The 22542-nt window shown below is 42.2% G+C and carries 12 protein-coding genes; 1 reads left to right on the forward strand and 11 read right to left on the reverse strand.

Features of this window, described 5'->3' with window-relative positions:
* Positions 1-34 precede the first annotated feature (34 nt).
* Positions 35-532 (forward strand): hypothetical protein, encoded by a 498-nt coding sequence (locus DYC63_RS06100; protein WP_115218417.1) that lies wholly within the window; start codon positions 35-37, stop codon positions 530-532.
* On the opposite strand, the gene DYC63_RS13755 is transcribed toward DYC63_RS06100, so the two are convergent.
* From DYC63_RS13755 to DYC63_RS06155, 11 genes are read right to left on the reverse strand one after another with little or no spacing between them, the layout of a single operon-like run.
* A complete protein-coding gene (locus DYC63_RS13755; protein WP_115218418.1) occupies positions 529-1284 on the reverse strand; it encodes a 4'-phosphopantetheinyl transferase family protein in 756 nt (251 codons plus the stop codon). The genes DYC63_RS06100 and DYC63_RS13755 overlap by 4 nt on opposite strands.
* The gene (locus tag DYC63_RS06110) at positions 1281-2618 is read right to left on the reverse strand and encodes an ABC transporter ATP-binding protein (protein ID WP_115218419.1); all 1338 of its coding nucleotides are present in this window, start codon (positions 2616-2618) and stop codon (positions 1281-1283) included. The genes DYC63_RS13755 and DYC63_RS06110 overlap by 4 nt, the downstream gene beginning before the upstream one ends.
* A 4-nt stretch (positions 2619-2622) precedes the next feature.
* A complete protein-coding gene (locus DYC63_RS06115) occupies positions 2623-3315 on the reverse strand; it encodes an energy-coupling factor transporter transmembrane component T (protein WP_115218420.1) in 693 nt (230 codons plus the stop codon).
* Complete coding sequence (locus DYC63_RS06120; RefSeq protein ID WP_072281789.1) at positions 3308-3886, reverse strand: MptD family putative ECF transporter S component; 579 nt, start codon at positions 3884-3886, stop codon at positions 3308-3310. The genes DYC63_RS06115 and DYC63_RS06120 overlap by 8 nt, the downstream gene beginning before the upstream one ends.
* Positions 3883-5628: an ABC transporter ATP-binding protein gene (locus DYC63_RS06125; protein WP_115218421.1), complete on the reverse strand. Its 1746-nt coding sequence runs from the start codon at positions 5626-5628 to the stop codon at positions 3883-3885. The genes DYC63_RS06120 and DYC63_RS06125 overlap by 4 nt, the downstream gene beginning before the upstream one ends.
* Positions 5625-7343 carry an ABC transporter ATP-binding protein gene (locus DYC63_RS06130; RefSeq protein WP_115218422.1) on the reverse strand — a complete coding sequence of 573 codons (1719 nt, stop codon included), beginning with the start codon at positions 7341-7343 and terminating at the stop codon, positions 5625-5627. Before DYC63_RS06130 ends, DYC63_RS06125 begins: the two co-directional genes overlap by 4 nt.
* Positions 7337-8170 carry a thioesterase II family protein gene (locus DYC63_RS06135; protein WP_218564564.1) on the reverse strand — a complete coding sequence of 278 codons (834 nt, stop codon included), beginning with the start codon at positions 8168-8170 and terminating at the stop codon, positions 7337-7339. The genes DYC63_RS06130 and DYC63_RS06135 overlap by 7 nt, the downstream gene beginning before the upstream one ends.
* Positions 8100-9137 carry a Gfo/Idh/MocA family oxidoreductase gene (locus DYC63_RS06140; protein ID WP_115218424.1) on the reverse strand — a complete coding sequence of 346 codons (1038 nt, stop codon included), beginning with the start codon at positions 9135-9137 and terminating at the stop codon, positions 8100-8102. The genes DYC63_RS06135 and DYC63_RS06140 overlap by 71 nt, the downstream gene beginning before the upstream one ends.
* Positions 9134-10243 (reverse strand): hypothetical protein, encoded by a 1110-nt coding sequence (locus DYC63_RS06145; RefSeq protein ID WP_115218425.1) that lies wholly within the window; start codon positions 10241-10243, stop codon positions 9134-9136. Before DYC63_RS06145 ends, DYC63_RS06140 begins: the two co-directional genes overlap by 4 nt.
* The gene (locus tag DYC63_RS06150) at positions 10240-15600 is read right to left on the reverse strand and encodes an AMP-binding protein (RefSeq protein WP_115218426.1); all 5361 of its coding nucleotides are present in this window, start codon (positions 15598-15600) and stop codon (positions 10240-10242) included. The genes DYC63_RS06145 and DYC63_RS06150 overlap by 4 nt, the downstream gene beginning before the upstream one ends.
* Complete coding sequence (locus tag DYC63_RS06155; RefSeq protein ID WP_115218427.1) at positions 15600-22448, reverse strand: non-ribosomal peptide synthetase; 6849 nt, start codon at positions 22446-22448, stop codon at positions 15600-15602. Before DYC63_RS06155 ends, DYC63_RS06150 begins: the two co-directional genes overlap by 1 nt.
* Positions 22449-22542 lie beyond the last annotated feature (94 nt).

Below are 22542 nucleotides of genomic sequence, written 5' to 3' on the forward strand. Positions count from 1 at the left end.
TATCCGCCTGTTTTTTTGATTGTTGAGGAGAATTATGACAGAAGAAACAAAATCACAGCTGATTGTGCGCGAAGAAGACATGAGCATTGGCTATTTGAGTCAAGCACTCAAAGATGCTTTTTATGAAGTATCGAATATTACAGACAATAGTTTTGATGTGGTGATTGCGGAATATCGCGCCACGATTAAGATTTTGGAAGATAAAAAATGCCTAAATATCCGCTGTGTAGATAGGGTTGGGGATTATCAGCCTGAGCTGTTTGCGCATCTCTTAGAAGCGGTGAATGAGGCAAATAGCGAAATCATCAATGTGTGCAGCTCATTGCGCCATTATGAAGATGAAGAAGATAATTTGATTTTCTTAGAAGTGCAGCAATATATTAGCTATCGCAATGGTATGATTATGCAACAGTTTATGTATTTGTTGCGCAGCTTTGAGCAGATTGATGTGTGCATCTATCGCGATTATGTGATGAAAGTCTATCGCAGTTTTGAAGAACAGAATGAAAGCAAAAATCGTTTGTTGAATTAGTAAAAATGCCATTCTTGAGCACTGATGTTTTGCTGTTCTTCCAGCATGACGAGCGCTAAAGCAATAGTAGCGGTGTTTGTTTGTAGCCATCGTCCAAAGGCGATTGGATAAGATGCTGTATAAGCGGTGAAGCGATGCTCAGATAATGGGCAGACTTGGATAGCCAATGGATTAATCTGCAATCCTGTTCCCCATGCTTTGCTTGCCGCTTCTTTTGCTGTCCAGAATTGTGCGCGTGAATATGCTGTTAGCTTGCAGTATTCATGCGGTTGTAGGGCAATTTCATTAAATTGGGCAAAATCACAGTGTGTTTCATATTCTAAATCAATTCCTAGCGCGATATGCCAAGCCAGTGCAATGGCAACATAATCACCGCTATGGCTGATGCTGATATTAGGCAATAAAGGCTGATGCTGATAGGCGTTCAAGGTTAAAAAAGGCGCACCTTGTTTGTTTTTGTGTATAGATAAATGTTGCGCTGGGTGATTAATATGAGGTGCGGCAATTTCTCGGCAGAGGAGTCGTGCTGTTAAAAAACGCTGTTTATCTTCTAAGCGGTAGTAAGATTGTGCCGCTTGCCATTCTGTTGTTAGGCAATGTCGTTCTATAGTCGGAGAAGTGAAAAAGTAGTACAAGGCGGCGAGCCGCAGACAATACAGATAGTACGGCAAGGCGAGCCAACGACGTAATACTTTTTCAATTCTTTGACTATAATAGCCTGAGTGGGGCGAGTCTGCTCCAATAGACTTCAATCATGCTGATGCTTGTTCAAGCGGTAGATGTGGTCGGCATAGGCGATCAGGCTAGGGTCGTGGGTGGCGACAATGACCATATTGCCTTTATCTGCCAGTTTTCTGAGTTCTGTGCAGAGTTGCTCGGCGCTACAAGCATCTAGCCCTGATGTGGGTTCGTCCAGTAAGCAAATGTCTCGTTGTGCATAGAGTGCAGCGGCAAGCAAAACGCGTTGTTGCTCGCCAGCTGATAGGGCTTGTGGGTGCTGCTCAGCTTGATGCGCGATAGAAAAAACCTTGAGATAGTGTTCAAGGCGTTCTTTATCTTGCTGATTGAGTTTGCGCTGCGGCAGGGTGATTTCTTCGCAGACTTTAGCGGCAAAGAGTTGGCGCGGTATGTCTTGCATGACAAGAAAGCTGCGTTGCATGAGCTGTTTGGCTTTTACCGCTTTGCCATTGAGCATAATGGGGTAGGCGGTTTTGTTGAGTCCTGCGAGTGTGCGTAATAGCGTGGTTTTGCCGCTGCCATTTTGACCTATGATTGCGCTAATGCTGCCCTTTTCACAAGCAAATGGGGCTTGATTGGGCGCATGATAAGCAAGGTGGGGCTTAAGCGGTGATGAGGGCTTGTGGCTTAAAAGAGTTTTAGTTGGCGTTTCTTGCCAATAGTCTTTTGCTTTTTGATTGTTGATGATTTTTCCTTGTTTCATGGTGATGACGCGATGAACCCTGTCTTTGAAAAAATGGCAGCGGTGTTCGGCAATGAGCATGGTGATGCCGCGTTCGCTCAAACTTGGAAGCAAGTCGCGCAGCTGTGCGATGCTTTCGGTGTCTAAATTTGCGCTAGGTTCGTCAAACAGTAGGATTGGGGCTTTATCCACGAGTGCCGCTGCAATGGCGACACGCTGTCGTTCGCCGCTAGAGAGTGTCCAAAGGTTGCGTTCAAGTAGAGTGTCGATAGCTAAGGCTTGGCTAACGTATTCAATATCGAGCAGAATTTCTTGTGGATTTTCACCTGCGTTTTCTCGTGCAAATGCCAGTTCTTCGCGCACATTGCGACAAAAAAATTGCATGCGTGGGTTTTGATAAATCATGCCAATTTTCCGCCCCAGTTGATGGATTGGCGTTTGTGCAGGAATATGTTCTGCAATCTTAAGTTTGCCGCTTAATTGGGCAGGATAGATATGAGGCACGATGCCGCTTAAGGCGCGTAGCAGGCTGCTTTTGCCACAGGCGCTGTGGCCTGTGAGTAGCACACTTTCGCCTTTCTTAATGCTGAGGCTGATGTGAGATAGGCTAGGGCGATGTTGATTGTGATAAGTGAGGCTGAAGTCTTCAATCTGTATCAATGACATAGGCTTATATTCTATTTAGTAAGATGAGTAGGCAGCAGCTTAGACAAAGTAGCCAGTCTTTCCATGTGAATGTCAAAGGATAAATGCTGGTTGGACGATGTGGGCTGCCCAGTCCGCGACTGAGTGCCGCAGCGGTGAGCGCTTCGCCTGAAACAATGGTGGCACTAATCAGCGGGATTAGAAAATATTCCAACATATTGAGCGGTTGAAAGATAGCCTGTCTAAAGCTGAGACCGCGTATGCGCATGGCTTCTCTAATGGCGCGTGCATTGTCGCTGAGTGTGGGTAGGAGGCGAAGCATCACCGCAAGAGCGGTGGTGAGGGCGCGTGGGCAATGTAAGCAGTGTAGCCCTGCAAGTAGTAAATTGGCGGGGCTGACTTTGATGAAGTAGTAGCCCATGCAGCTGGCGCAGAGAAAAGGGGCGCTAAGGCGTAGGCTGGTGTAAAGTGCGCTATGCCAGTTGCCGCTAGGAAGAAAGCTGAGTAAGCGGTATAGCAGGGCTAAGATGATGGCGCAGATGCTTACATTTACCGCTTCTTTCCAAGCGCGACAGAGTAAGAATAAGATAATGATTTGCCCAAAAATCACAAAGAGAAATGTGGGGTTGTCATTGGATAGCACTGCAAGATTGATGCTGATAAGCGCAAATAAATGACTGCGCACATCAAATGGTGAGCGGATAGCGCGTTTAGGCATGACCTGCTCTTGCAAAATGTTTGTTAATCAGTTTATTGGCAATGATTGCGCCAATAAAGCCGGCGATGAGCACCAAACACAGCATGCTAACAATGGTGAGCGGCTGAAAGATAGCGGCGATGTTGTTTGCATATTCTGCGCCAAAACGTTGTTCAATATCTTTGATAATCGATTGGCGCAAAAAGAGAAAAGGCAGAAAGGCACCGCTTTGCCATAGGGCAAAGATGCTATAGGCAAGATAATTGAGTGTGGCTTGTTTTCGGCGGCGAGCAAGCAACGCGATGCTGTCGGCAATGCTGCCAGCGATTAAGGCGCTCAATAGCGTGAGCGGATAATCACCGAGCAATACAGCGGTGAGTGCAAGTAACAATGCCATGAGTGTGATGAGCCCAAATTGATGAATGCGGCGAATAAACAGCATAAAGGGAATGGCAGCGATAATGACCGCTATCGGGGCAAGCGGCACAATCAAAATTGGACTAATGGCAGCAAAAGCGGTGATAGAGAAGTATAAGAAAAAATAAATGACGCTAAAAATGCCGAGTTGAATATAGGATTTGGCTGAGTTCATGGTCTTTCCTTTTGATTATGTTGGACTTGTGCATTGGGAGATAAATGGGCTTGCCAGAATTGGGCATAGCGACCATTTTGTGCGACTAAGCTGTGATGGTCGCCGCATTCGCAGACTTTTCCCTGTGCAATAAAGGCAATTTGATGGGCTGAGAGAATGGTGTTGAGTTGATGAGCGATGACGACAACGGTGGCATTTTTTGCCAATTCTTCTATTGCCGCGCTAACAATCTGCGCACTTTTGCCATCAAGAGCAGCGGTGGCTTCATCAAATAAGACAATTGGCGCACGTTTGAGCAGGGCGCGAGCAATGGATACACGCTGACGTTCGCCGCCTGATAAAGCACTGCCCCCTTCGCCAACGCGGCTGTTTAAGCCCTCAGGCAGTCTGGCAATGATTTCATCAACGCCAGAGAGCGTGATGGCGGTGTGCAAATCGGCTTCACTGGCATGAGGATTGCCTAATCGGATATTGGCTTCTAGGCTATCATCAAAGAGATAAACCTGTTGAAATACGAGGGAAAATTGCTGCATCAACTCTTGATGACTGAGTTGGCGAATGTCGTGTCCGCCAATAGAGATGCTGCCGCTATCAATATCCCAAAATCGCGCGATAAGTTGAATGATGGTGCTTTTGCCACAGCCTGATGCGCCGACAAGAGCGGTGATTTGACCGCTGGGAATATGTAGATTGAGTCCTTGCAAGATAGGCGCATGGCTATGATAGCCAAAGCTCACATTGCTCAATGTGATGTCATGACGATTGGGTGCTGGCTCAGGATTTTCGGCTTCTGGCAGGCTTGGCGTATTTAACAGATTGACGATGTCTAGTAGCACTGCTTTTGCGCGTTTCAGCCCTGCACCATATTCAGATAATAATTTGAGCGGTCCGCTAAAGAGTGCGCATAATCCAATCAAGGCAAGCGTTTTGGCAGGAGTTAAGCTGCCATTTAAGGCAAAGAGTAAGGCGCTGCTGACCACGATGGCAAGCAAGGTTTGCACCAAGATGCTTTGGCTGAGCATTCCCCATAAAGAGGCAAATAAGGCTTTGTGTTGGGCTTGATGCTGAGCGTTTAAGGCTTGAATGAGCGGTGGATAATCACCGCTGTGATAATGGCTACTGCGCAGCAGGCTTTGGCATTGAATATATTCCAAGATGGCTTCACCGCTTTGTTGATGTGCATGGTGAATGTTTTGTTCGGCGCGTTCATGGCGCAGCGTGGAATAATGTGTTAGCGCATAAATCAGTGGTGTAGAAAGGATTAAGATCAGTCCTAAGCGCCAATCAATAAAGAGCATAATGACCGCTACGCTCAGCGGTACGCAGATGTTGATGATAAGCGGCAGCAGAATATCCATCGCGCTTTGCGCAACGAGCAGAGTACCACGTACGGCAATATGTGCAGCAAAGGCACTTTTTTCTGGGGCGAACCAGCCAATTGGCAGGCGAATGAGATGTCGCCCTAATTGCTTGTGCATGAGATGAATGAGTTTCATGGCTTCGTCAAATCCACGCATGGTCGCCACCGCTTCTAAATAGGCACTGATTCCAGCGGCAATCATCATTGCCAGCAGCCAGTATAAAAAGGCTTGATACTCTCTTTGTAGCAGGTGTTGCATGAGTGGTAACAGCAGGATAACGGCAATGCCTCGCACGATGCCTGTGCTAATGGCAAGGAGAAGAAATTGGCGAAATTGTTGGCGCTCTCCAAAAGCGGCAAGACGGAAAAGTGCTTGAATCATACTTGCTCCGAAGTGTGTTGGCTATGCCAAAGTTGATAGTAAAGTCCTTTTTTGGCAAGCAGTTCGCTGTGCTTACCTTGTTCAACAATCCTGCCTTTGTCCATCACCAAAATTTGGTCGGCATGAGCAATACTGGCTAGACGGTGGCTGATGCTGATGATGCTGTGTTGCTGCGTCAATTCCTCAATGGCTTGACTAAGCATTTGCTGCGTGAGTGGGTCGGTCGCAGCGGTGGCTTCATCAAAGATGATAATGGGTGGGGCGTGTAATATCAGCCTAGCCAAATGAATACGTTGAATTTCGCCACCAGATAGTCTGGCTTCTGTGCCAATTATGCTGTCGTAGCCTTTTTCTAATTGCATGATTCGCTCATGAATGCAGGCACGTTTGGCAGCGGCGATGAGTTGCTCTTCGCTAGCACTTTTACCAAGCCTGATATTGTCGGCGATACTGGCATGTAAGAGCGGTGCTTGTTGTCCCAATATGCCGATGGTTTCCTGAAGCTGGCTCAATGGAATGTGGCGCAGTTCTTGCCCATCAAGGCTAATACTGCCTGCTTCAATATCTTGAAAACGTGCGAGTAGGGCGGCAAGGGTGGATTTGCCAGCACCAGAGCTGCCCACAATGGCGCTATGGGTCTTGGGTGGAAAATCGGCATTGATGTGTTCCAAAATACGATGCTCTGCATAGCCAAAAGAAAGATTGCTTACGCGCAGATGAGGAATGGCAGAGAGCGGCACGATGGTCTTGGCATTTGTCAATTCTGCTTGTTGCAAAAAAGCATAAATGCGCTGCGCTGCTCCTTGAGCGGCAGCACGTACTTGCGAGGAAAGTGCAAGCGTCATGAGCGTGCCGGGTACAAAAAGAGCAATGAGTGTGGCAATCAGGATATGCTCAGGTGCAGGCGCTTGGGGGAGAAAAGCGGTGGCACTCATGATGACAATGATAACAGGGGCAGATAAGGCACATAGAGCAATGCCTTGCGCGCGCATGGCTGGTTGCACCAGTGTGCTGAAGCGTTGATAAAAATCACTACTGGCTTCGTCAAAGCGGCTATAGCCCATCTCGCTTTTAGCAAAGATTTTCAGCACGGCAACGCCATTGACGTATTCTGTAATCGTGGCGCTGACTTTTTGTAAATGGCGGTTTATCTCTTCCATGATGCCGCGCATATCATAACGTGCGCAGAGGCTAAATAGGATAAGGTACAGCAGTAGTGGAGCGGTGGCGGCAATGCCTAGTTTCCAGTCAAGATAAAAACAAAAGCCAATCCCCATCAGCGGTGTGAGCGTGGCGGCTAACATTTCGACAAGGGTATGGGCAACCAGTTGATGCAGGGACTCAACGTCTTCTTGTATGAGTTGTCTGATTTCGCCTGAAGCGTGATGGTTAAACCAAGAAAGCGGCAGCTTTGCTAGTTTGCTGATCAGCTTGCTGCGAAGCAGGGCTTGCAAGCGGTGGTCGGCAATATGAGTCAGCCATAGGGCAATTGCACCGAGACCTGAATGCAATCCTAAACCCATCACAAAGTAAAATAATGCTTGTAAAGCCGCTTGTTTTTCACCGCTAAATAAAGCCTGACTTAAGGCGAGTAAAGCGGCGTAGGGAATTAAGGAGCATAAGCTCGCTAGTATTTGTGATAAAGCGGCAACACTCATGCGATATTTAATCGGAGACAGTAGCTGCCATAATGGCGTATGTTTTAATTTCAACATGATATATCCTGTTCAGCTGTGAGAGATTCGGCAAGTTGGTGGAGGAGATTGGGCAATTGCGTATTGGGCGCTGAAAGATAGAAATGTCCGCCATCAACAGGCGTGTCAGGGTGAGTATAGTCGGAAAATTGTTGCCAATGAGGGAGTGCCTCTTGGCAAATTTCATGGTCGTCTTTACCATAAATAACTGCTAATTCTCGTACTTTTTTGCCGCTAGGTTGATAGGTTTCTAAAAGGCGGTAGTCCATTCTAATAATGGGCAGAAATAAAGATCGTAGCTCAGGGATTTCCCAAATATGACGTGCCGCTGGATTTTGGCGATTGATGTCTGCAATCAATTGCTCATCAGGGGCTTGATGTAATTTGCTATGCGGCACAAGATTGGGCGGATTTTGCCCAGAAATCACCGTAATGATGCGTTGCGAACAGCCTTTGAGTAAAATGCTGGCTTCATAAGCAAGCCATGCGCCCATTGAATGTCCAACAAGCAATACGCAGGCACTGGTTTTTAGCGCAGCATGAGCATGAATTTCAAAGGCGAGTTGATGCGCTAGAGTTCGTAAAGATTCTGGTGCTGGAGCTTGTAAAAGATGGTCTCTCCCTGGATAAGTCAAGCCAAATAGGGGGTAATCAGGTAGAAGTTTTGCCCAAAAATGAAAAAAACGTGGGCTACCACCTGCGTGTGGAAAGATAAATATGGCTGGACGACTGCTCGTTGATACCTTGTTTAATGCGATAATACTACTCATATTGTTTCTAAATTCCATCAAAAACAGAAAGATGACGAGGGTATGACCATTGTTCATTTTCAGCTGCGCCAATGTCATGGGTAATACGTTCAACATGGCGTAAGACAGCTAGTTGGCACTGATGCTGCTGTTGATGATTGTCATCAGGATTCAAGAGTGCGCCAATCGCCGCTTGTATGGCAGGATAGATGTAGTGAGTGCGCATCTGCGAGGGGCTAATGTCTTCAAAAGGAAGATGGCTTAAAATGGCGTGGTTAGGGTAAATATCAATGCTTTGAGTTGATTGTCTTTGCTGGGTTTGTTGTAACCGTCTTTCCCATAAGGGCTTAGTCCAAAGACTTGGTAGAAAAAGTTCTCCATCACTTGTGCTTAAGGTGAGTCCAAATAGCGGCTGTGAGCCATCATCAGGGCTTTGTGGATTAAAGCGGTGATGCAATAGCGTATCCACCGCTATGTCTCCCCATTGGCTGCTAATAAGCCATTTATGCTGAGCTGCCATTTTTTGTGCGCCAAGATATTGGCTTGGCGAGCGGTTGAGCAATGTTGCTAAGACGAGTTGGCTTTGTAAAAAGGTTTGTATCGTGGCGCGCAATTCAATACTGATAAGCTGTGTTTGTGTGCTTAAAGAGGCGATGATTTTTTTGAGTTGAATTATAGAGGCTAAGCGGTCATAAAAAGGGTTGATGGCAAAGTGGGTTGAGTATTGTTTGGCAATGCGCAAGGTTTGCAAAAAATCTTGTGAATGAATGGGTAGCTCCTGCAATACGGGGATATGTACTTGTAAGAGTTGGCGTGCGATGTTATCTCCCTCACCGCCCACCATTTGTCCTCTTACAGCTACAACCGCAGCTTGTGCTTGGCTATACTGCAATGCTTGAGCAAGAGTGTTGTAGTAAGGACAGTTCATTTGAGCGGCAAGTGCTTGCCCTAACTGTCCGCCTTTTCCAACAATACCTGCTAATGAGTAGCGCTTATCTGCGGCAATAGCATGGGCATAGTAGGAACCAAAACCTGAGCCAATGACTAAAATGTTATTGCTGTTCATAATGTGCCTGTTTCTATTTCTGTTTGTGCTGCTGTCTCTTGCCAATTGATATATAACTCTTTATTTTCAAGTAAGAGTTCATTCCAAGCTTGTAAGGCTGAATCAATTGCAGAGAACCAGTTGATGCCAGTTGGATATTTTCCTGCTTGTGCCCAGCATGCCGCATGTGCGGCGATTTGCCCTGTTAGGCGGTAGCTGTCTTGGCAATAAGCAAGTGTTTGGAAATTGCTTTGCTGACCCTGATGTTGAGCGCTACCGCTGGTATGAATCCGAAAATAAGGCGTTTTGCCAAATAGGCATAAATTAAGTTCTTCGCAGCTCGGTAATTCGCTTGGATTATCTGAGCCAATCGCAGCTTGCAATTGTCTTGCTAATTCAGGAGCATCTATTACATTGTAACTTTCCAAATGTGTTAGTTCTTCTATGTGTGCCACAAAAAGACTTTCATCATCTAGACTGGCGTGTGCCGTTGCTGTGCTTGGAAAAGATGGTGGTGGTGCAAGAGTATGGCTAATGGGGTGTAATTGCGGTGCTTGCCAGCATTGCGCAGGACGACTTAGTCCTGCTTTGACCGCGTATAGATAATCTGCAAGTCCTGCGGGAGTGAGTGTCTGTAGTCCACCAATATGTGTGATGATTGATTTATGTTCGCCAAGTAGTCGTTGTGCAACCGCTCGAATACTGAGTCCTGCCAAACCGGGTTGTACTCCTGCGCCGATAATCACGGTCATATCCTTTTGTTGGCAGGCTTGCTGATAGTGATCAATCAAACTTGGTTCTGCTCCAACATCTATCAAGATGGGAATTTTTTGCGCGAGGCATCGTGTTAAAACAAGCTCGCTAAATTGATAGGCAGGTCCTGCACAGTTAATGACGATGTTTGGCAGTTCTCCTGCATCATTTATTGGGATATTGTCTTTGGTGATGTCAAAAGCAAGTTTTTGTAAGCGTTCTTGGCGTGCCGTATGGCGTATGGTTAAGCGTTCAAGGTGACGTGCGGTAGCACAAACCCAGAAACCCTGATTGAGTAATGCTTCTACACAGGCACGTCCAACTGTACCACTGGCACCAATAACCAAAGCCGTGTTTTTTTTGCCAATACTCATTGCCAGCTCTCCGCGATAATTTGGGCGACCGCTTGCCCATTAGAACCTGTTAGGCAATTGAAATGGTTGCCGCTAATGTCTCTAATATTGAGTGTGCCAAGACAATATTCTTGCCAAAATTGGCTCATATCAGCCTTTAATTGTGGCAAGAATGGAATGTCTCCGCTTTGTCGCAAGAAAGTAATGTCTCCAAAATAGCCTGAGTCATTAAAACGAGTAACGGCACGCAAGCTGGCAATATAGATTTCACGCAAAGCAAGCAATTCATCAATGCTTAGACTCAAGGTTGGGCTATGATTAGCAAGTTGTGTTAGACGTTCAATGGTGCTATGCGGCATGGTGTTTAGCACGGCAGCGATGTTAGGAAATTCTGTGGCAAGGGTTTGCATAACGCCATCAGATAAGTGTTCGTGAAAGCGGTGGCGAGCGTTAGAAATCAATGCACCTAGCTCATCTTGTGGGAAATGAAGTCCCATGAAAGCAGGATCTTCTCCTAATAGGCGGGCAAAAGCATAATCGAGTAAAACATTATCTTCTACTTCGAAAGGAATGCGATAAGCACTAATCACGCTAAGATTGACGACTTGTATACCTCGAGTCAGTAAGCGTTCTGCCATGACAGCTGCAATCAATCCTCCCATACAATAACCTAGTAAATAAACCTGTTTATATCCAGCTGCAACGATGGCTTGCACATAGCGTTCCGCTAGATGTTCAAATAAGGTTTCGGCTGGTAGGGTTAAATAGCCATCATCTTTAGTACGGATTAGACCAAGACAAATAGGGCGTTCCGATAATTGTGCAAAAGCGGTGATAACATCGCGATAGGGTTGGATTCCACCTGAGCCGTCATGAACCAAAATAAGCGCAGAGGTTTCATCATGGCGCTTACCAACCGCTGGCAATAATAATTGTAATGGAGATGAAGGCTCTGCTTCTTTTGCAGTTTCAAGGAGGTGGCTGTTATTTGGGAAAAAGCATTGCGTGCAATGTGCAAGTGTTGGTTTAGCAACAATTTCTCGTAATAGGCTGTCCCATATCAATTGTTCTCCTCTAGTAATCCTTTTGCGTAAGATGCCGATACAGCGTGCTAATAGAAGAGAATCTCCACCAAGTGCAAAGAAATTGTCTTCTGGATTAAGAGGGGTTTCTTCTCCCAAATTTAATACTTCTCGCCAAATGGCAGCTACTTGCTGCTGTGCTTCGTTTAGCATAGAAGTAGTGGCTTTGCTAATAAAAGATGAAGAAGAAAGGGATTGATTGACAGGTTTTACAAGCAGATTTTGCAATTGTTTGCGGTCAATTTTCCCGTTTATGGTGAGAGGAAGTTGGGGGAGGATCGTGAAACCGCTTGGAATCATATAGGCAGGCAATTTGGTTTGCAGTTGCTGTACAAGCATGAAGGGTTGAACTTGGTCAGAAAAGCGGTGTTTTTGAGCCAAAATCACGACTTGATGAAATGCCTGATTCACCGCTTGTTCACGTTGATTATATTGAGGATTATCTTCATCGGGGAAAAGATGTGTGCTTGTAAAAGCAGAGTTTGCTAATGCGTTTTGCCAGTCAGTGTAATCAAAAAAGACTTCTTCACGAGATGCCCGTTCATCGGTAAAGTCCGTCAATCCTTCTTTAAATTCCATTGTAATCATTAAAGGTGCATTAGGGCGACTGGCATCAATTGCCGCTAATATACCTTCTGGTACAAGCAATGTATGAATAGCATCTAAAGCCTTTGGAATATGATTTGCGTTATGTAAAACATTCGCACAAATGACAATATCAAATGAAGATGCGGCAAATCCTTGAGCCTGAAAATCTTGGTTTAGATTAAATTGTTGGCAATGTAGTTGTGGCCATCTTCTTTTTGCGTTATTCAGAAAATAATCTGAAATGTCTGTAAAAGTATAATCATAATCTAAAGCAAGTTCGGTGGATAATTTTTCTAATAAGGGAATAATAACCTGTGTCGTTGCGCCAACTCCGCCACCAATTTCTAAAAGACGTAATTTTTTATTATTTTTCAATAAATTTTTGGCATATTCCTCAATAATTGAAACAAGTAATTCATTGAGATGGCGATTGATTAGATTATCTGCATAAGAAGCATTGGCAACATCCATTTCTCCTTCTGGGAAAAGTAATGATAAAGGATTTAATTTTCCTTCTACTAATTCCGTTAAACCAATAATACATTGCTCAATATAATCTAATTGTTGTTTTCCATAATAAATTTTATCTCCTAGCGGTCGGGCTAATGTTAATAAATGCTGCGCTTGCTCAAGGCTAGGATTGTTATATTCAATAGAATGTTTATTGAGTAATTTTTTCCAACGTTTTAACAGTGCTAGATGTCCGGGGGCAGGGTTAATATTCCCTTGTAAAATAGCACACATGGCGCAATAAGATGCTTCATTAATTTGTTTAAACATATCCAAGAAAGTTTCTTGGTCAAGCTGATGTAAAAATTGTTTATGTTGAGTGCTTAATTTTTGAGAAATACCTTTGCTTAAAGGAGAGACTGATGATTTTGCTTTAATCACGCTGTAAAGTTGCTGATTATCTACAAAGGCAATAGCATCTTCTACTTCAGGTAGAGATTTTAATACGGCTTCTATTTCACCCAGTTCAATGCGATATCCACGCAATTTAATTTGATTGTCCTTACGCCCCAAAAATTCAATTTCGCCATTTGGTAAATAACGCCCTCTATCACCCGTGAGAAAACTTTGCAGCTTAGTATCGGGGTGAGTAAAAAAAGCTTGATTTGGTGCACCGAGATAGCCATTGCTAACACTCGCTCCGCTAATCATAATTTCACCAATTTGACCATACACTGCTTCTTCTAAGTCTTCATTGACAATGTGCATTGCTTGTCCATGCAAAGCTCTGCCGTATGGAATGCTTGCTTGATTGCTGTTGAATGTGGAGGATGGAAAATGATAATTTGACCAAATAGCCGCTTCTGTTGCGCCACCTAATGCAATAAAGCGACATTGTGGTGCAAATTTGGCTAAATGTTGTGGTTGTTGCACAGGTATCCAATCTCCTGATAAGAGTGCCGCTCTCAAGGCTGTGGGCAAGGAAGATGCTTCTCGCTCACAGACCTCTAATAACAGTTGCATTTGTGCAGGTACAGAGTTCCAAATAGTAACGCTATGTTTATGCAAATCTTCTAACCAAGCATTAGCATCAAGCCCTGTGCTGTCTTGAGGGATAACTATCGAACCACCGACTTTGAGTAAAGAGAAAACATTAAAAATTGCAAGATCAAAAGTTGGCTGAGAGAGCGCAAAGACCTTATCTTGATGATTGAGCGCTAACATTTCTTGCATTGCGCACAAGGTATTCATGGCTTGTTGATGTGTAATGGGAACACCTTTTGGTGTGCCTGTTGAGCCAGAGGTAAAGATAATATAGGCAATTTCTTCGACGTTTGCGTTGTAATCCTCTGCATCTGTTTCAGGACCAATAATGTCTTGATCAAGATAGTGGCAATGATGTTGAGGGCGTGTTTGCTCCAAAATGTTATGCATTGCCGCTATGCGATCTGTAGGTGCATGCGGCGAGATTGGCACAAAAACTCCTCCTGCTAATAGTGTTCCGATTTGAGCGGCAATTTGGGAGAAACCCATCGGTAATTGTATGAAAACAGCATCACCTGCTTGCAGCTTTTGTGCATATAAATAATCGCGATATTGACGTGCTTTTTGCAACAATTCACTATGGCTGAAGCATTTATCCCCATGAATAATGGCAATATGATGAGGCTGAGTCTTGACATAAGACAGCCAATCTTGCAATAGAGTTTGATGAGAAGTGCTAGGTAATGAGGGTAGCACTAATGAGTGGCGAGGCAAAATGTCATATTGCCAATATTCTGGTTCCTCACAAAGACGATTGAAAGCTTGCGTAAAATCTTGAAATGCAGAATCTAATACTGCTTCTGGAAATCCACCTTCGCGACTATCCCAAACAATCGCCAAATCTTGCTGATGGTCAGAAAGTTGTACGTCTAGTAGTACTTGCGGTGTTTGGCTCAGTCCTAGTGTCAAATCGTTTTCGAGAGGACTTTCTTGAGAATAAATACTTGCCCCAATGGTTGAAGTAACGACCACATCACTAAATGTTTGTTTATTGCCTGTTTCACGTTCATATAAACGAGAGATTTCCATGCCTGATAGCGCACGATGTTCTAATGCGGTAAATAGAGTGTTTTGAATACGATGCGCACGTTCCAATAGAGAGTCTTTTCCGCCATCAATGGTGAGCAACAGTGTTGAAGTGAAGTCTCCAACAATACGTCCGACATCTTCACAAATAGGCATACGATCTAGCAAAGTAGCGGTGATAGTGGATTGTGCGCTATTCCCATAGCGACGTGCAACACGAGCAAGAATAGCAAGTGCTAGTGCATTAGGAGTGAGTCCAGCATTACGAATCTGCTGATTAAGCACTTGCCATTTTTTACTGGGAAGTATAAAAGCACGCCGCCGATACTGTGCAGTGGCTTGATTATTCTCACTCATCGCTCTTCCTCCTAATATCATTGCTGGAGGGAGCTGAGCGACTTGTTCTTTCCAATAGCTCAAAGCCTGTGCTTTACGTTGCTGTCCTAAAGGACTATCCTGCTGTTTTTGCTGATAAGCAAGATAATCACGAAAACTTAGACTAGGAGTACTTAGGTTTTGATTAGGGAAGCGTAGCGCTTGAATAAAATCATTTAATAGCGTTTGTAGTCCTAAAAAATCTGTCAGAATTAAATCAACTGATAAATGTAGACTTTTCTCTTCTTCACCATCAATTAAGACAATATTGAAATAAGGAGGATTTTCAATTGTGTATTGTTTGTGGCGTAATTGCTCACGAATCTGTTGCTGGGCAGATGCAAAATCTGATTTTTCTGTTACTGTTTCAATGTGTAGTGGTACATCAATGCTTTCATCAATATGCTGCCAGCCTTCTGCAGAAATGCGAACTTTGAGCATGGGGTGCGCTTGTACGACTTTTTGCCATGCTTGCTGGCAGTCTTGAGCGGTAAAATCATGTGGATTGTTGAAGCGAAACTCTGCATAGCCATGACAAGCGGTATTACCATTGGCATAAGCTCCTGTACGTCCTATAAGGTAAGCGGATTGCACTTCGGTTAAAGGAAATGGGCTATAGGCGTTAGCATCATCTCTTTGAGGTGAATGAATGGCTTGTAAATGGTTAATCAATGCTTCACGCTGAGCTTTGACTTGCTCACGTAGTTCTGGTGTAAAAACACCTTGTGGTGCCTTGAAGCGCAATTCTCCTGCTTCCAACCATAGTTGGATACCTAGACTGTCAAGTTGTATTGTTAATTCATGCAAGGTCATCACAAGACTCCTTCTTCTGTTTGTTCAGTATGTTGCTCGAGTTGTTCAATGGCACTAAGAAAATCGCTAAAGTTTGGTTGTTGTATGAGGGTGCGCAGAGATATTTCTGGATGGATTTGCTGCTGCAACTCTCGAATAAAGCGTGTTGCACGTAAAGAATCTCCGCCATCTCGGAAGAAATTATCAGGCACAGTATCAGATGCTAGCGCAAGATGATTTTGCCAAAGATGTGTCAAACGTGCTTTAAGCGGTTGTGCGTGCTTTTCTTGCGTAGAAGGTAGCAATGCACATAATGTTTCTAGGATAGCCTCTAAAATTTGTTCAATAATTGTTGGTGTTAATAATTGACTGACATAATCTGCACTTAAATGCAAACCTCTTTCATCATCATATACTTGTAAGTCTAAAGTAACCTGAGGGGTTTGTGAGCAGGCATAGACCAAATGACCAAAGCTAAATTTATCAGCGCGTTGCTGTCCATTTAGTCCAAGCCCACAAGTCAGTACAACAGGGAATAAGCCGTCTATAGGATTGCCTGTTTGACGAACGATAGCTCGCGAAAGATGAATGGTGTTATGCTCACTATCTTGTAAGTCTGCAAGCGTCTTTTGAATATGGTGTGCTAATGCTAGTAAATCGTATTGTTGAATCAGTTGCCAATTGATTGGTAATAAACGTAATACGGTAAAGTCTCCAAGCGATTGCTGATAAGCTTCTGGTCTGACAAAAGTGGTTAGATTGAGACTAAAATCTGTCTCTATAGAGAGTTGCTTGCTTAATGCAAAGGCATACGCCGCTGTAAGCAGGCTTGCAGGGGTTAGTTGTGCATTGCGTGCCAGTTGCTGTAGTGGCAACCATAGGCTGTTATCTAAATCTGTTTGATAGCGTGCAAATTTTGGTACTTCAAGCATCATCAGACTGTTTTGATAAGGCAGCGGTGGAGCTGGAGGGATATTGTAATGAGCGTTTTGTGCAAATAGGGTTGGTGGTAAATTCGGGATATTTTCCACCGCTAATAGTGGCAAAGTTTGTCCTGCGTATGCTAAATCGAGTTCATGTAAGATTTGCCACATGGATTGACCATCTAACAAAAGGTTATTCATGCCAATTCCAATAGTACGTCTATCTGTTGAAATACGTAGCACGAGCGGTGATTGTATGCTGGCATCGGGGATTTCATGAGCGGTTTTTTCTCGCACATTATCGCAATACTCAATTTTAGGTGGATTAACAGCGGCAAATTGTCCTAAAGCTTGTTCATTTTGATAGATAATGCCTGCTTGTAAAATCGGATGTCTTTGTACTAATTGTGCTAAGGCATTGGCAAATTTTTGTGTATCTAGCGCATTATTTTCTGCTTGATATTCAAAATAGCAATGTGCTCCTACGCCACCCAAGATTTGTTCTTTGGATTGCCCTGCGAGATAGGCTTGTTGCACATCAGATAGTGCAAAACTCTGTTTGACTTTTAGAATAGGGGGTGTTGTGTTTATAGAAGTTTCTACCGCTTGTGTAGCCAAATAGCTAGCAAAGTTTTGCAGTTTAGAATGGTTGAAAAGGTCGGCTAAGCGCAATTTAGCATATCCTTTGGAACGTAGTTCTCCAACAATTTGAGTTGCTTTTAAAGAATCTCCGCCAAGCTGGAAAAAGTCTTCTTGAGCGCCTGGTAAATGATTAAGTGATAAGACTTTCTGCCATAAGGCAGCAATTTGAGCGTCATCTGACAAAGATATGGCCTTATTGGTATCAAGCACAGGACTAGGATATTCAGGTAATGCGGTATTTTTTATATGAGCGCTGCAATAAAGTAAGTTTGCCCATTCATGGCTTTCATCTATTATCACACCTAGCTTGATGAAAAAGTCTTTCCACTTCTGTGCAGACTGAATGCTGCTTAGATGAGGATTAAGCAAGCTGGGGTCTAACAAAGCGGATATCTGTGTTGCAGCGCTAATTCCTGTGATTTCAATAATAAATATGTGTGCTTGTGGATTGCATTGCATAAACTGCCGCAATAGTGTTTCAATACGACTATCGCGATGCAAGCTGGCAGGAATGACAATAATATCTGGTGCGGGGCATTCTTCAGGTGTCAGCGGATATACACCTCGCTGATGACTATGCTTAGCTAATTCTGCACTAGGTTCAATAGGATAAAATTGTAGAGAAAGCTGATTCTGATGAGCTTGTTTAATGAGTTCTTGATAAATTATTCCAATACCACTACCAAGTACTAAACAGCGACACTCTTTTTGATTTTGTACGATATTAAGCATTTTTAGCTGCTGATAAAAACGTGCATAAAATGATTCTTCTATCAATACCTGATGTAGAATTGCTTCTGGAGAAAAATGAGGGTGTTGCCATAAGCTCATAGGAGATAAATCGCCTAATAAGCACCGTTTCAAATAGGTAATATCAGTATCTAATTCGGGATTAGAATTTTTGATAGCAGGGTAATAATCTTGCCAAGTACTAAGAACAGAGGACAGTTCAGTTTTTGGTTTAAGATTTTGAGTCAATAAATCACTAATGCAGGCTTCTATTACTTGTTCATAGGGTGGAATAAGGATTTGCATAGTAATGCCCAAATTTTGCATTTGAGCAATGAATTGCTGCTGTAGTGTTGCAAAGAAACTAGACTCTATCACGCCATCAAGATAATCCCATCGAATGTTTATCCCTTTATCAGCAGGGCTAATTTGGCAATCTAATAACACGCCAGGAGTACGAGTATGTGCCCAAACAACCTTTTGTTTTCCTGAAAAAATACTTTCTGCTACCGAACCTAGAGTGCTAGTAAAAACAACGGGATAACTTGCTCTTCCACTAGAAGCGATTTGGCTAAATCCTGGTGCGCGACCACTAACAGCATGAGACAAATCTTGATTGAGTTTTTGAATTGTTTCACCTTGTATAGATCGGCAAAGTCGTAATTGGCTAAAGTTTCCTAATGCCTGTGGTATATCGTCTGGGCGATAAGAAACGGGCAGACAAATCGTAATGACATTTTGGTGGCAACTGTACGCTAAAGCTTGCCCAAAGGCATGGAGTAATAATGCTGTTACTGTTATTTGCTGTTGTTTAGCTAATTTTTCTAAATCATTACGAGCTTGCGCAGATAGTGTAAATGTTAGAGATTGCGGTAGGTGATATTGCTGCTTAATGGGTTTTAGTGGCAACTGTGGTGGTGGATAATCTGATAACAAATTTGTTTGTTTATTAGCGATAGATTCTTGATGTTGAGCATAATGAACAAATGCTTCAATATCACTGGGTAAATTGCTTTTGCCCAAACAAACTTCTGATATCCATGCTTCAATAATCATTAATAAAGAACTAGCATCATGACAAAGATAATTCATGGCTAAGCCAATATGTAAAGGATCATTTTCTACTATTAGCATTTCTATACAAGGTGCTTGTTCAGCATTTGGACAGGCTTGTAATAGATATTGTTTAAGAGATCCCCCTTTGGGGAGAATTTTTAGCTCAAGCGGTGATGCTTCAACACATTGCTGATGCTCATTTTTTCTCACTAACCTTAAGGCTGGAGTTTGATTAATAAGTCGATTTAAACTTTCGCACCATATTGATACTGGATGCTCACCGCTTGTTTTTAAAATAAATGAGCAAATAGTAGCTTGAGAAACAATCCCTACTACCCCATCTGAGCCTAAAGCATAAGCTCGTTGTAGAGGAGTAAGCGGAAAAGCTGTATTACAATCTATTGTGCTAATATTAGAAGAGGTATTTTCTATGTTTAAAGAACATATTTGAGCAAAATCAGATAAGTTAGGGTGAGTAAATAATTTATCTACGCCTACAGAAATTCGTTTTTTTCTTAATTCCGCACAAACTTTAGTTGCGCTTAAACTATCGCCACCCAAAGCAAAGAAATTATCTTCATTGTGGATATGATTCAGACCTAATATCACTTGCCAAGTCTCACGACACTGTTCAAGCAATTTTGTCTTAGAGGAATGATCTGTATGGTGAATATGATTAGAAAATGATAGTTGTGATAATAGTTTCTCTGCCCATTTTCGGTCGACCTTACCATTGCTTGTTAGTACAAGCGTATCACTAAACACAAATTGTTCTGGAATCATATAGGTAGGTAACGTTCGTGCTAAAGTATTTTGTAACATTTCAGTAGTTAAAGCATCATGTGCAACAACCACTGCTCCAAGTGCATGATGTTCACGAATAGGCACAACGACCGCTTTATCCACCTCAGATAACTTGCTTAATGCTTGTTCAACCTCACCACACTCAATTCGATAACCATTTATTTTAACTTGATTATCTTTGCGACCAAGAAAATATAAAATTCCTTTATGCCAAAACCCTATATCTCCAGTACGATACCAGCGCATTGCACTAGCCGTTTCTCCACCATCAGTATGGATAAAGCTTTTTTTCGTACGTACTTCATCACGATAATATTCAGCAGCAAGACCAACTCCTCCAATCCATAATTCACCGCTAACCCCATCTGCACAATCAAAAATTTGTGATGGTTTATCACAATCATTAATTACTTTCACCACACGATATTGTTGTCCCGCTAAAGGTTTTCCATAAGGAACTTTTTGCCATGGATTATTTAAATCTTCTTTATTACAAATAATATGGATATTTGACCAAATCGCAGCTTCCGTAGCACCGCCCATTGCAACGAGTATGCTATTAGGGCTTGCTAATTGAATACGTTCAAATAAATCATAACTAATCCAATCACCAGAACAAAGATAGCGGCGCAGACTAGGTAATTTATCATTAGCTATTAATAGCATTTCAACTAATGCAGGAACTGAATTCCAAATGCTAATATCGAATTTTTTAACTAATTCTCCCCAAGCAAAAGCATCTTTTTTCTCATTTTCATTAAGAGCAACAATTGAGCCACCACAACTTAATAAACCAAAAATGTCATATACACTTAAGTCAAATTCTAAAGCAGAAACAGCTAATATTCTATCACGAGCATTAAATTTATTTTGTTGATTAACTGCATATATTGTATTTAGTGCTGAATAATGGCTAATTGCTACTCCTTTAGGCTGGCCTGTTGAGCCAGAAGTATAAATAATATAAGCTAAAGATGAACTTGCTGCTTGTCTAATATCTGTTTCGCAAGGTAAGCGTGGTTCAAATAATGGAGAATAAGTACTAATTTCAGAAAAGTCTTGTTCAGTTAAAATATAAGCCACATTTGCAGATTGACAAATATATTGTAAACGTTCTTTTGGAATATGAATATTGAGAGGTAAATACGTACAGCCACTATACAAAACTCCTAATACTGCAATAATTTGCTCAGCACCTTTGGGAAGGTGAATTCCTACGACTGAATTAGTAGGTACCTTATTTATTAGAAAAGCTGCAATTTGTCTAGCCATCTCATCTAGACGAGCATAACTAATTTCTCCATGAGAGTCAGAAATAATATCAGGATAAAATTTCTGTAATATGGTCGGTGTTTCATAGGATAGAGAGAATAACAAAGCTGGTGAATGAGGTTGTTCAGTAACTTTATTACGAAAAGGACTATAAAGCCAATTAGGATCACAGGCAGGTGGTAAAGAATTAATTTCAAGACGCTGTCTAGCAGTATGAGAACTAATTAATAGACTAGGTGTTTTGTTGTTAATAATATCATTGATTTGTTGGCAAATTGCCTCTAAAATAGTGTTGATAATATTTTTATCCAATGTATCTCTGCGAACATCTAATCCAATTTCAATGCGTTCTCCATCAATATTAAATACTTGACAATCCATGATTACTTGCGGTGTTTGACCCCAGCAATGTGGTGTTCCTAAAGTTTCTGTTGTTAATTCATCAAAAATACGTTGATTTGCGGCGTAAGTCAGTACATATGGAGAGATGCCAACATGACCATGCTGCTTTACTTGAGATAAAATTTCTTCTGGTGCTTCAATGTTCTGTCTCATACGCAAACGCAGATCTCGATGTGTTTGTTTAACTAATTCATCAAAGTTAGTATTAGGATAGGAGCGGTGTAAATAAGCGGTCGTACGCATTCCTAAGAGATATTTAGAATGTTTAACTCTCAATCCTGCTAAGGTAATAATAAATTCATCATTTTCAGAACAATGTCTTAAGGCTTGGGAATATAAAGCAAGAAATAAGGCAGCAGGACTGGCATTATATCGCTTAGCTGCTTCTTCAAAAGACTTCCATTGTTCCTGTGAATAAAAGTAGGAATATCGGTCGATAATAGTCAGATTAGGCTGCAAGTTTTGTGATAATAATTGTGGAGGAGAAGGTAGTTTTTCTACTTTAGATTCTAGTTGTGTATGAACTGTAAAATCAAGGCTAACTGATTCATAAACAGTATTAAGATTTGTAATGATTGAGCAATCTTGTTGATTATATTTTTCTGCTAATTGATGAGAAAATAATGCAATCCCATGAAAATCAATGACAGCTAGCGAGAATCCTAAATGAATGATTGTTTGAGTTTCTGTAATTGATAATGCAATATCTAACATTTTTCCTTTAGTAATATCTATAGAATTGCTAAAAAATTGTTCTCTAAAAAATGTACTATAGTTGTCAATTTCTGCATCAGTAATATAAATTTTTTTGATTTCTATATCCTTGTATGTGGAAGGTGTAATTGTATTTCGATCAAGGAATTGGCAATTGAATACTGCATTTCTGCTTAATTGTTTTAACGCATTTTCTAATCTTGATATGTCTAACTTTTTATTGCGAAATTCAAGATATCCTACGCATTCTAATCCACCAAGTGGGATATCGGAATTAATACCAGTAAAATAAGCGCGTTGCATAGGACTAGTTGGGACGGTCAGCATGGTTTATTCCTTTTGATAATAAACAATAGGTGATAAGTGTTTAAAAAGCTAAAACAACACTCTTGTTGCGTAATTTTGCACAACAAGAGAATAA

The organism is Suttonella indologenes, from assembly GCF_900460215.1.
Taxonomy (GTDB): Bacteria; Pseudomonadota; Gammaproteobacteria; order Cardiobacteriales; family Cardiobacteriaceae; genus Suttonella; species Suttonella indologenes.